The organism is Bradyrhizobium sp. R2.2-H (assembly GCF_004346455.1).
Classification (GTDB): domain Bacteria; phylum Pseudomonadota; class Alphaproteobacteria; order Rhizobiales; family Xanthobacteraceae; genus Bradyrhizobium; species Bradyrhizobium diversitatis.
The window spans coordinates 216570-227289 of the sequence record NZ_SMBR01000013.1 but is presented as its reverse complement, the minus strand read 5'-3'; the positions used below and the strand labels follow the sequence as shown (position 1 = coordinate 227289).

11 protein-coding genes and 1 pseudogene are annotated in these 10720 nt (G+C 59.2%); 5 read left to right on the top strand and 7 right to left on the bottom strand.

Annotation, left to right across the window (positions count from 1 at the left end; genetic code table 11):
- The first annotated feature begins 567 nt into the window (after positions 1 to 567).
- Entirely contained in the window at positions 568 to 1380 is an 813-nt protein-coding gene (locus EDE08_RS29915; RefSeq protein WP_131872435.1) for a nickel-binding protein, read from the top strand.
- Between the two features lie 57 nt (positions 1381 to 1437).
- On the opposite strand, the gene EDE08_RS39725 is transcribed toward EDE08_RS29915, so the two are convergent.
- The 6 genes from EDE08_RS39725 to EDE08_RS29895 all read right to left on the bottom strand — a co-directional run bounded on the left by EDE08_RS39725 (position 1438) and on the right by EDE08_RS29895 (position 7016).
- Positions 1438 to 1653, bottom strand: coding sequence for a DUF6894 family protein (locus EDE08_RS39725; protein WP_502700647.1), 216 nt, complete (start codon positions 1651 to 1653; stop codon positions 1438 to 1440).
- Between the two features lie 435 nt (positions 1654 to 2088).
- Positions 2089 to 3630 carry a putative bifunctional diguanylate cyclase/phosphodiesterase gene (locus EDE08_RS29910; RefSeq protein WP_131872397.1) on the bottom strand — a complete coding sequence of 514 codons (1542 nt, stop codon included), beginning with the start codon at positions 3628 to 3630 and terminating at the stop codon, positions 2089 to 2091.
- A gap of 455 nt (positions 3631 to 4085) precedes the next feature.
- Positions 4086 to 5018 carry a hypothetical protein gene (locus EDE08_RS29905; RefSeq protein ID WP_131872395.1) on the bottom strand — a complete coding sequence of 311 codons (933 nt, stop codon included), beginning with the start codon at positions 5016 to 5018 and terminating at the stop codon, positions 4086 to 4088.
- An 889-nt stretch (positions 5019 to 5907) separates the two neighbouring features.
- Positions 5908 to 6513 carry a hypothetical protein gene (locus EDE08_RS29900; RefSeq protein ID WP_131872393.1) on the bottom strand — a complete coding sequence of 202 codons (606 nt, stop codon included), beginning with the start codon at positions 6511 to 6513 and terminating at the stop codon, positions 5908 to 5910.
- Between the two features lie 4 nt (positions 6514 to 6517).
- A complete protein-coding gene (locus tag EDE08_RS38660) occupies positions 6518 to 6694 on the bottom strand; it encodes a hypothetical protein (RefSeq protein WP_165936259.1) in 177 nt (58 codons plus the stop codon).
- Between the two features lie 10 nt (positions 6695 to 6704).
- On the bottom strand, positions 6705 to 7016 hold the full coding sequence (locus EDE08_RS29895; protein WP_131872391.1) for a hypothetical protein: 312 nt from the start codon (positions 7014 to 7016) through the stop codon (positions 6705 to 6707).
- A gap of 58 nt (positions 7017 to 7074) precedes the next feature.
- Here EDE08_RS29895 and EDE08_RS29890 point away from each other — a divergent pair, with 58 nt between their 5' ends.
- The 4 genes and pseudogenes from EDE08_RS29890 to EDE08_RS29880 all read left to right on the top strand — a co-directional run.
- Positions 7075 to 7356, top strand: coding sequence for a helix-turn-helix domain-containing protein (locus EDE08_RS29890; protein ID WP_131872433.1), 282 nt, complete (start codon positions 7075 to 7077; stop codon positions 7354 to 7356).
- 504 nt (positions 7357 to 7860) lie between these two features.
- Positions 7861 to 7992 carry a hypothetical protein gene (locus EDE08_RS39415; protein ID WP_283810576.1) on the top strand — a complete coding sequence of 44 codons (132 nt, stop codon included), beginning with the start codon at positions 7861 to 7863 and terminating at the stop codon, positions 7990 to 7992.
- Positions 7993 to 8011: 19 nt separating this feature from the next.
- The gene (locus tag EDE08_RS39720; RefSeq protein WP_502700649.1) at positions 8012 to 8206 is read left to right on the top strand and encodes a Rap1a/Tai family immunity protein; all 195 of its coding nucleotides are present in this window, start codon (positions 8012 to 8014) and stop codon (positions 8204 to 8206) included.
- Between the two features lie 622 nt (positions 8207 to 8828).
- Positions 8829 to 9127: pseudogene (locus EDE08_RS29880) on the top strand (phage holin family protein); the annotation flags it as partial.
- A 9-nt stretch (positions 9128 to 9136) separates the two neighbouring features.
- Here EDE08_RS29880 and tnpC read toward each other — a convergent pair.
- Positions 9137 to 10615 carry an IS66 family transposase gene (gene tnpC, locus EDE08_RS29875; RefSeq protein WP_131872431.1) on the bottom strand — a complete coding sequence of 493 codons (1479 nt, stop codon included), beginning with the start codon at positions 10613 to 10615 and terminating at the stop codon, positions 9137 to 9139.
- Positions 10616 to 10720 lie beyond the last annotated feature (105 nt).

The window sequence follows — 10720 nt, the reverse complement described above, 5'->3', positions numbered from 1 at the left end:
GTCAGCCTTCAGGCTATCGCCAGCTGACCAGCCCGGCTCTCGCCGGAGAACGCGGTAACCCGCCGCCAGCTACACCACGCCAGGGGACACGATCGAGGAATGCGGTTGAATTGGTCGGCGCACACGCATCATTGGACGCTTGAGACCGGTGCATCGGTATGGCTCATCTCCGCCGCGAAAGGCCAGACTGTCCCACCTCGTGGCGTGGACCTGCCGATTCTTCTAGGAGACGGAACGGTCCTCAAGACGTTGGTGAGTGACTCTTCAGCCTGTCGGATCGTCATAGAGCTGGACAGCGGCCACCTTCGGCGCTTGGCACCTGAGCCAGGCAAGTCTTCAAGTCCCGCCCGCTTCCCCGGTACGTGCTGGATCGTTCAGCGCCGGGTATAGAGCGGGCGATCATCGGGTGGGCTCTTGTGGTAGGTCCGCCATGGAGTCGTCACATGGGCTATCATAGGCACCATGTGGCCCGAGCTGATATCAGGACGCAGGGATTGGCACTTTCGGTACTCCAAGCTTGGTGCAGACTTCAGGCCATATTTCGAAGAATTGGATACGGTGCTGCCGATGCCAATTTTCCTTGACCGACATGATCTCTCGGGGCTGACCGCTGCCGATATCGCCGAGGCCCATCGCAAAGATTTGGAAGTGCAAGATCGATACGGCGTTCGTTTTCTAACGTACTGGTTTGATGAATCGCGCGGTACGGGCTTCTGTCTCATTGACGCACCGGATATCCGAACGGCGATGAGGGTTCATGACGAAGCTCACGGCGACGTAGCGAAAGATGTCATCGAAGTAGACCTCTCGGCGGTCCAGGCTTTTCTGGGAAGGGTGTCCGACCCGGCACCTAGCGGCGGGGCAGACGATGTCAAATTCGATTCGGCGCTGCGAGCTATCATGTTCACCGACATAGTTGGCTCTACCAGCATGACAGAGCGACTTGGCGATGCCCGTTCAGTGGAGATGGTTCGGGCTCATGACGCGCTGGTGCGCCGGGCCTTGAAGGACGAGGGAGGTCATGTGGTGAAGCATACTGGAGACGGTATCATGGCATCCTTTGCCGACGCATCTGCCTCCGTGCAATGCGCCCGCGCCATCCAGCGCGCATTTGAAGCCTTCAATCTGGCGAGCAAGGAGAAGCTTCAGGTGCGAATTGGCATCGATGTCGGCGAGCCGATTGCTGACAGCAATGACCTTTTCGGTGCGACCGTTCAACTGGCTGCTCGTTTGTGTCAGTTGGCCAAACCCGATGCCATTCTGGTGTCAAAGGCTGTGCAGGATTGCATCCAGGATCGCGTGCAAGTGTCAAGCTTGGGCGCCCACCATCTCAAAGGCTTTCAGCAGCCCATTGATGCATATGAAATCGAATGGCGTTAACATCGAAACTGCCAGCGACGTCTGCGTTTGGCCCGCGGCGCGCTGGAGGATTGTGCATCAGATATCATCAATAGGGATGAGGCAGATCGTTTTGCCGGTTTCGTCAACGACTGAGACGGAGCAGCCGCGGCCTGCCAATTCCGGCCGTGTCGCGCGCAACGAGCGAGCTAGTTCGATTGCCTCAATCTGAGCTGAGGTGTTGTCTGCCAGATCGTGAACGCCGTGATCCGAGACAATCCTGGTATCCGTGAGCTTGAAGTGGAAGTTGGGCATCCTGTGTGATTAGCAAATAGCTTGCCAGAACCCCCGCGCGCCTGGATTGCACAAAAAGAATGCGCTCGAATGCAGGAACGTCAAACTGCCGACGACGATCTCTTCTGGAGAGATCGCCATCCGCCGCTCGCCGCGGCGTCTGTAGCAGATAGCCAAGGTCGATCAGACCCGCTTCTTTGCGCTCGCGAGGGATAGCCAAAGATGGCGGTCTCGTTTGTATTCGTCTTGCAACTGAGCGAACGATGTCTTTGATGTTCGAAGGGTTGTCTCTTAGTGTAGGCGGATGAGGCGTCGAGAGTTCAGGTGCCCTCGGCGCGAGGGATGGCCACGCCTTGTGAAAAACAATCCGCGGCCATATGGGTCCGAGTGCCTCTACGAATGCAGATGCGACGCTCAGATATGGGACCATGCGTTGAACGACGGAGCAAGTTAGATTTAGGCGGCATTCCGGCCGAGCTGAACGAACTTGGTTGTCTCATGGGCAGACACAGCCCGGCTAAAAAGATAACCCTGCGCCTGCTCGCAGCCTTGCTCTAGCAGCACTTCAGCTTGATGAACTTGCTCAACGCCCTCTGCGGTCACAGCTAACCCCAATCCACGGCCCAGCCCTAATAGGGCACGAACGAAGTTTGGCGCATCCGCGACGTCGCTGATGAAGCTTCGGTCAATTTTGATCCGGTCGACTTGGAAGTTGCGCAGGTGGTAAAGGCTGGAATAGCCGGTCCCGAAATCGTCCAGCGCAACTCTCACGCCGGCGTCCCGAAGCGTTCCGAGTACCGCCTGCGCCCCCTCGAGATCCTGCACCAATGCAGATTCGGTGAGCTCAATCTCCAGGCGTTGCGGAGCAAGCCCCATTTCTCCCAGAACACGCAACGCTTTGAGCCCGAATGTGCGGTCTTTCAGCTGGTGTAAGGAGATGTTGAAGGAAAGATAGACGTCCGCCGGCCATGACGTCGCTGTTTTGGCGGCCTCGCGTAGAAGGTCGATAGACAATTTATCGATCAAACCACACGACTCCGCTACTGGAATGAAGCGGTCTGGCGTAATTTCGCCGCGATCAGGGTGGAACCACCGCGCAAGCGCCTCAAATCCGGTAACTCTGTTGGTTCGCAGATCCACGATTGGCTGATAGAATGGATGGATCTGTCCATTGAGCGCGGCGACGCGTAAGTCACGTTCGATCTGATCTCGCTCCAGCAGTCGCGCGTCCATCTCTTCATCATAGAAGCGCATTGCCGAGCGGTGCTCTGCTTTTGCCCTGTAGAGTGCGACGTCGGCACGTCGCACCACTTCTGCTGGTTCGTCTCTCCTGTCATGAAAGAGCGAGATGCCGATCCCAATACCGATCTTGTGCTCGATATTGCCAATTCGCAGGGGAGCTTCGATCTCGGCTATGATTCGACGCGCGATGCTCGTTGCTTGTTCGGCACTGCTAAGCTGCCGCGCAAGAATGGCGAACTCATCCCCGCCGAATCTGACGACCAGATCACCCTGTCGCACGGCCGCATTCAATCTGAGGGCCACTTGCTGAAGGACATCATCGCCAACATGATGTCCGTACACGTCGTTGATGCGCTTGAAGCCGTTCAGATCCAGCAAGAATACTGCATGAATCGCTTCCGCGCTCGGCGGAGCCGCAATGGCACTTTTCAGATCCTTGTCGAACTGGCGGCGATTGGGAAGGCCAGTGAGGAGGTCTAGATGCGCCAGCTCCCGAGCTCGGCGCTCCGCCTTCGCGCGTCGGATCATCTCGCGCCGCTGTGCGGCAAACAGACGCCAACATAGACCGAAGCAAACCACGAGACCAACAGCGAGAGCCTCATCAAACTGGACTAATGCCGTGGTCATCTGTGCTTCGCCGGTAAACACCTCGAAGTTCACGACTATGCCGAGGCCAATGAAAGCCAAAGCGAGGAGAAAGATCCCATCCTGCAGAAGGTATCTGTACACTCGAACCATTGCGATTACGCCCTTCATCCCAGGCTTCAAAAACTTTTCCTACCCGCAATTGAGCTGGCGATGCAGCCGAAGCGTAAGGAGAACCGTCAAACAGGGTCGAGTAAAGCCGGGCAAATACGGCCCGCGACTGGGATGGTTAGCAATGAGTTGAACGATCACTCCCGTATGTTTGCGATCGTCCAGGCCACAACGCGCGCGATTCTGAACGGCGGGCCGGCTGAGGTGGACAGGCCCCACGAGCTCGATAGGATGGCCAGCCGGCCGGGCCGTCCCAGTGGTGCCGGTCAGTGGCCGCCGCCATGCACACTCCCGTATCCCGTGGCGGCGGCCTCGCCACGGAGCGCCATGCGATACAATGCGAGACACCATCGTGTCTCGGAACTGAAAGACCGGCGTGAGGCACTGGCCGACAGGCCAGTGCCCGGATGTGAAGAGTAAGTTTGGACGGTTGAGGCTGACGGAGTGCGGGAGCTCTACCAGAGCCCTTCCGAAACGGTCTCGCCAAGCTTGGTATCCGTCTCGCGACCGATAGGCGCATCTAACGACCAAGGCGAGTCTATCCCGCCGTAAGCCTGCGTGGGGTTCTGCCTGTAAAACTCTGAGACAAATTCCTTCATCCGCTCTTTGGTGCGCCTAATGCCGAACGGCTTTTTCCGGAAGGTTCGGCGCTTGTGCGCCTCGATCACCAACCCGACGATCTCGTCCTTATGATCTCGCGGCAGATGCTGCGGGATCAGTGCCAAGATCCATTCGTATTGTTGACGACCGTTCTTCGCAACTTTGCGCCTGAGCATCCGCTTACGGGCGCCTGACGCCCACTCGCGGCAAATGGCATCGAACTCTGGGTCGCGACGCCGAGTGCGATAGAATGCGTTCATATCGACTAGCTTTCTCATGGCCCAGTACGTTAGGCCGCGTCTCATGGCCTCGATAACCTTTGCCCTCTGCGCGGGACTTAGCGATGGCCCCCTAGTGGTAAGCTGCTCGATCTTGCAGGCTTTGCATTCGCGACCCAGCTTCCTGAGCAGCGTATTTTCAGGCGTGAACTCGTGCCCGCGCTTGCAGTGCGTCATTGCGCGCTTGCGGAAAACTCCTAACTTCTCGAGCTTACTCACCTTGCCCGCCTCGGCGTTGCGCTCCACCAGCGCTTTGGCTTTCGCCGCCCATTCCGGAAACAGCTTGCAGTGAGAATGCCAACCGTCATAGGAGGCCCCGGGCATCAACGCGTCCTTCAACGGCAGGCCACTCTCAAGGCGAGCCATGACGGTGTCAGCGTTTGCCATTCCCTTGGGCTCGCTCGGGGAGCGGCCCCTGCGCGACGCGTAGACATTGGAGAGAAACTGCTCACCGCTCTTTGACGGTGCAGCACTCGCACACTGAGCGCTTGTTTGCTGTTCGATGTTCATAGCCAAGCCTTTCTCATTGGGTGATGCCGGCAGAAGCGCCGGCGGCTGATTGACCGCCTGAGTCGGGGCTTACCGACGGCACGCCGCGCCATCAGAAAAGCGCAGTCCCGTAGGCTCGTGATGAGTCTTAAAGCCGGTGAGCCGCAACGGGGACGCCTCGCGGCGCCCCCGTGTCAGCCGAGCCGCCGGCCGGCTTAGACACGCTTGGCTTTCTTCACAGGATGGGCATCCAGAAATGCCATATCTTCGCTGATAGCCTGCCGAGCGCGTTCCTCGCTCAGCCCGGAATATTTGAACCGGTTCTGGCCGAGCTGTCTCCGCTTCCACTCGACATCGGACAATCTTGAAGCCGGGCGCAGCATTTGCTCTGCGATGGCGGCGCGAAATCTCGTCGCGAGCAGCCTTGTCGTAGTTCGGATGATGGCGGGCCTCCGGCCCTTTCCAGTAATGCATGCAGCCTATAGCGTGCTCCATGTCGAGTGCTGCCCGATAGTAGCCCACCCGCAGCATTCCGATGTGCCATGACCTTCTACGCTCTTGGCGCAGAAAGAGGTTTCGCGCGCTCTCCGTAGTGTATTCTCGGATCTGAGCGCTCCGAGGGACATAGACGGTATCGTTGCACGAGATGGTCGGCAGCGCCGGGCGCGTCGGGCGGAATGCAATGACGTTGCTGATTGCACTCTGCTCATTTTGGGAGTTGGCTTCCATTGCCATCGTGAAAATCCTATCCGGGTTGAAAATCGGTGGTGAAGCCGACGCGGGCGCCGCAATCGTCCGCGTCGGTACTGGCTTTGCTGGCGTCATCCTGCTGTCATGTGGTGGGGTGAAGTGCGCGGGCCGAGCGGATGGTTCCGCCCTCGCTCAGCCGTCGCGAGTCATGGCAGGCCGATTACTTCACCTCATCTCTGGCTTGCCAGCCGAACAGTTCCGGCCAAAGGGGATCGAAGTGATCGCAGAGCGACTGGAACGCTTCCTGCGCTGCGCTGGCGATCAGTTGGACATGCAAGCGCGGCCAAACCGCAGTTGCTTGAACCTGGGGCGTCCAATGGCTCGACATGAAGCCCTTACGGACGCTCTCGATTGTCTCGTGATAAAATTCCTCGCACTGGCCAACGGTGCCAAAGCGCAACGCCAGCATGCCGATCGTGCGTTGCTGCTCCGGTGAGAGCCGGTCCCATGCTGCGCCCGCGTCGAAGGTTGCCAGTTCATCAAAGGTCGGCAAGCGGTCAGAGAGCGGAATTGCGGACGTGTCCTGTGTGGCTGGTACGGTAGTCATATTCGAGGTCTCCCGTTGAACATTGATCGTCGTGCCCGCGCCCCACAGGGCGAGTCGGCGACGACCACTCTTTTCCAGCAGGACTTCAACTTTGCCCCTAGGCGTGCGGCTACCTCTCTCCACAGCAATCACGGTTTCACCGGAGCTGATGACGTCGCCTTTGAGGAGCAGGCGAGCTGGAACGCGAACGCGGAAGGTATTGGTGACAGGGGAAAGCATCGGTCTACTTCTCCACGATTTTGGAGCCGGCCTTGCGGACGAGCTCGATGCGGGCTTTGGCCTTGTCGACCCAAGCACCCTTTGAGCGCTTGACCTGCACGCCATTCCAGACGTGAGCGAGGTCCGGGTTTCCGGTCTCCGTGACGCGGTAGAATTGGTTGGCGGTGGTCTCGATGATCATGGGGGCCTCCTCAGGCCCAGCGCTGAGCGGGCAGCTCGAAGGCCGGCGCCATGTCAGTCCGCGCAACGCGGGCCTCAGCGAAGCCGCTGCGCATCTGCAGGCCGAGGTAATAGCTGTAGGGGCGGTTCACGTGATGGGCGCGACCGCGGCAGGACAGTTCATCGGCATAGTCGGCCTTCGCGCGGGCGTGGGCCTCGATCATGATCTTGGAGCGGAGCGCGTTGGCCGACGATCGCGGCTTGGCAACCAAAAAGGGCTCACGAACCATGACGATGGTTGAAGGCATAGCTTCGCCGTTCACCGTGGAGGTGCTGTTGCTCATCTGGGTTGCTCGTTGACCTGTTATCTGATACTAAAAGTATCTCACAAGGACGAAGCCTATTTCAATACTAAAAGTATCAATTCGGCAGATTAAAGCGGCCAGGGCTTTGCTCGGCTGGTCGCAGGATGATCTAGCCAATCAGTCAGGCGTATCGGTTCCGACCGTCAAGAGATTGGAAGCTGCGGATGGTGACGTTGGCGGCAGGGCCGAGACCGGTGACGCGCTTGTGGCTGCCCTCGAAAAGGCCGGCGTCGAGTTCATCCCGGAGAACGGTGGCGGTGCTGGGGTCAGGCTCAAAAGGCGATCCGGCAAACGCCGCACAACAGGCGCCGAATCCTAAGTTGAAATGTTGAGCCGCGTCTTGCCCTCGCTCGAAAGTTGCGCTTGGATATCCCGATTTCGGGGGGAGATGCGTACTTTAATCCTTGCGGCGTTTTGCGCTGTGTTGGTTGGCTGTGCCGCCGCACCAAAGATGCTTTGGCTTCGCGCAGATGGTCAGCGCGCAATCGACAATCCATCTCTTCAGACCCAATTCGAGCTGGATAGCACCGCCTGTTTGGGAGAGCGCAATAAGGCTAGCCTATCGGGTGTAACCGTTGCTGGAGGCGGGATGGCCGGCATAGCGGCGGCGACGGAACGATCGGCTGCCGCAGATACGGTGCAGCGCGGGTGCATGGCGGAGAAGGGCTATTTGTTGGTCCAGGAAGATCAAGCGCCGGCTAAGCAGGCTGAACTTGCGGCAATAGCCGGACAGAGGAAGCAGCAAGAAGCGGCGACAGGCCTAACAGCGACAAAACCACGAAAGCCATCATCGACGGGACCCTCCAGCTAGCGGAGTGGTAAAATGTCCAAAGTGGATTTTGATCCTGCTGGTATCACTGTTTTGGCCATTCGCTGCATTCAGCGAAGAGGACACGAACAGCGCCAATTTTTGGCAGCCCAAGTGCAGGGCAGCGGTCCTTCAGCGTTCCACTGACTTCTTCGGCGGAGCCTGTATGGGGATGGCATTAATGCTGAAGCAGTTCGGAAAGTATTATCAGGAGCCGCTGAGGGTTTGCGTACCGGACAGCGCTACGATCATCCTGGTGATTACGCGATGGATCGACAACAACCCATCGCAAATGCATCAGAGCTACGCGACTCTTGCTTTGGTTGCGAGCAAGGCGGCGTGGCCGTGCGCGCACCGATAGGCAGAGGCACCCCATTCGCACCGTCGGCTTTTTGTACCGACCCGAACAATATTCGGCGACGCTCACATTCCCGTTATCGATTTTTGGCAGTGCAAAAGGAGCACCGCCAAACCGATATAGGGCACAAGTAGGGGCACGAATTTTCCATTTTTGGAATCATTATTGAAATCAGTTGCTTAGGTGCTGAACTTGGCGGAGAGAGTGGGAGTCAAACCCACGATTCACGGCAAGGTGCCCAATTCCAATACAGCCGGCGGCTGTCCTGCGGGTAGTCGGTATACGGAAAGGCCGGACAAGCCGAGACCGATGGAAATAGTGCCGTTATGTCACTCGACACAAGCTAGTTGAGGACCATCTGCGCAGCCAGCAACAAGCTATCAGTACCGTCGTGTTTTCCGCACTCGGTAAGTTGTGCACAGAACAGGGAGCTCTGATCGATTGGCTCGGTCATCGGGCGAGCCGAAGAGCTGTGAGCAAATTCCGATCGAAGCAAAACAATCTCGGCGAGGAGCAAGAAAGCTTTCGGCGGGCAGCGTGACCTCAATCCAGTCGGCTCGGGTTCCAAGGGCTTCTGTCCAGGCACACGTCGGGGGTTCGAGTCACTGGAGCGCTACCGCCTTTCCTCGCCAAAGCGGAGGTTGGCGAGAAGCTTCAGAAGATTGGCGGCGCGCTGGGCTTGATCGTGGGTGGCGCCGTTCTGGTGATCCCGGCGATCGTGATGGCGCTTTTTGCTCTGTCCGCCGCATTGATCTCGGCGGGATGGTCGCAGCCCGTCTCTTATCTGACTTCGGCAATCATCGCGGGGCGATCGCCGCCGTGCTGGTCGCAATCGGCATCAAGCGGCTTGATGCGCGTCAGCTGGCCCCCCAGGAAACGATCGGCCAACTCGAAAAGGACAAGGAAACCGTGAAGGGAATGTAAGCGTCGTTCTCAGGCCACGGCTTTGAGGGATTGCGCGCGATAGGCCCAGGGCAGCAGCTGATCGATCTCGCTATTCGGATGACCATTGACGATCCTGGTAAGAGCGTCGGTAAGGCAGGTAAGCGGATCGACGTCGTTCAACTTACAGGTTTCGACCAGAGAGGCGATGATGGCCCAGTGCTGGGCGCCGCCGTCGGAGCCTGCGAACAGTGCATTCTTCCGGTTCAGCGTAATCGGGCGGATGGATCGCTCGACGGCGTTGTTGTCGAGCTCGATGCGGCCATCATCGATGAAGCGCGTCAGCCCCTCCCAGCGTGAGAGCGCATAACGGACGGCGTCGGCCAGCTTGCCCTTTTGACTGATCAGCGCCAGCTTGGCGCGGAGCCACCGCTCGAAGGCTTCCGCCAGCGGCCGGCTTTTCTGTTGTCGAGCAAGACGACGCTCCTCCGCGCTGCGGCCGCGGATGTCTTTCTCGATGGCATAGAACTCGGCAATATGCTTGAGCGCCTCGCTCGCAATGGGCGCGGGACCGGGGGTGGCCAGTTCGTAGAAGTTACGCCGCATGTGCGACCAGCAGAATGCAAGCTGAACGTTGCCACGCTCGGCGAGCCTGCTATAGCCAGCATAGCCATCAACCTGGAGGATCCCCTTGAAGCCTGCCAGATGGGCGATTGGTCGGTCGGCTTTGCGATCGGGGGCATAGACGTAGGCGACGCCCGGCGGATCGACGCCGCCCCATGGCCGATCGTCCGCCGCATAGGCCCAGAGCTGACCGGTCTTGGTGCGCCCACGGCCGGGATCGAGCACTGGCATCGTCGTCTCGTCGGCGAACAGCTTTGGCCGTTGCCTGAGCTTGCCGAGGAGGCGCTCATGCAGGGGACGCAGATGGAAGGCTGCCTGTCCTACCCAGTCCGCCAACGTCGAACGATCGAGCTCAATGCCCTGGCGGGCGTAAATCTGCGCCTGCCGGTAGAGCGGCAGGTGATCGGCATATTTGGAGACCAGGACCTGGGCGACCGTGGCTTCGGTAGGCAACCCGCCCTCGATCAGCCTGGCCGGGGCCGCCGCCTGCATGACGCCGTCCTCGCAAGCCCGGCAGGCGTATTTGGGACGCCGGGTGACGAGAATCCGGAACTGCGCCGGGACCAGGTCCAGCCGCTCGCTTCTATCCTCGCCAATCCGATGCAACTCGCCCTGGCAACAGGGGCAGAACTTATTGTCGATATCGACGACGACCTCGATCCGCGGCAGGTGCGCCGGCAGGGCACCACGGTTGCCGCGGCGCTTGCGACCCCGCGCCTCAGGGCCTTCGGGTGCACTGACGTCATGTGCTGTCTCGCTGTACGCGGCGACCTGCTCGACGTCTTCCAGGCCCAGCAACATCTGATCTTCGGGCAACGTCTCTGCCCGCCGGCCAAACCGATGCCGTTGCAATTCCTTGATGATCTGACGCAGCCGCTCGCTCTCGCATCGCTCGGCGAGCAGCATCGCTTTTAGCGTCTCGGGATCGTCAGGCAGGGCTTCGTTCACACCCAATTCAGAGCATATTCGCCGTCATCTGGCGACGCGCTCGACGCCCCTGATTCACTTCGC

Excerpts from the sequence above, each read along its gene's own strand:
- EDE08_RS39415 (WP_283810576.1), top strand. The coding sequence starts at position 7,861 with ATGTCCAAAGTGGATTTTGATCCTGCTGGTATCACTGTTTTGGCCATT.
- EDE08_RS29905 (WP_131872395.1), bottom strand. The coding sequence starts at position 5,018 with ATGAACATCGAACAGCAAACAAGCGCTCAGTGTGCGAGTGCTGCACCG.
- EDE08_RS38660 (WP_165936259.1), bottom strand. The coding sequence starts at position 6,694 with ATGATCATCGAGACCACCGCCAACCAATTCTACCGCGTCACGGAGACC.
- EDE08_RS39720 (WP_502700649.1), top strand. The coding sequence starts at position 8,012 with ATGGGGATGGCATTAATGCTGAAGCAGTTCGGAAAGTATTATCAGGAG.
- EDE08_RS39725 (WP_502700647.1), bottom strand. The coding sequence starts at position 1,653 with ATGCCCAACTTCCACTTCAAGCTCACGGATACCAGGATTGTCTCGGAT.
- EDE08_RS29910 (WP_131872397.1), bottom strand. The coding sequence starts at position 3,630 with ATGAAGGGCGTAATCGCAATGGTTCGAGTGTACAGATACCTTCTGCAG.
- tnpC (WP_131872431.1), bottom strand. The coding sequence starts at position 10,615 with ATGCTGCTCGCCGAGCGATGCGAGAGCGAGCGGCTGCGTCAGATCATC.
- EDE08_RS29895 (WP_131872391.1), bottom strand. The coding sequence starts at position 7,016 with ATGAGCAACAGCACCTCCACGGTGAACGGCGAAGCTATGCCTTCAACC.
- EDE08_RS29900 (WP_131872393.1), bottom strand. The coding sequence starts at position 6,513 with ATGCTTTCCCCTGTCACCAATACCTTCCGCGTTCGCGTTCCAGCTCGC.
- EDE08_RS29915 (WP_131872435.1), top strand. The coding sequence starts at position 568 with ATGCCAATTTTCCTTGACCGACATGATCTCTCGGGGCTGACCGCTGCC.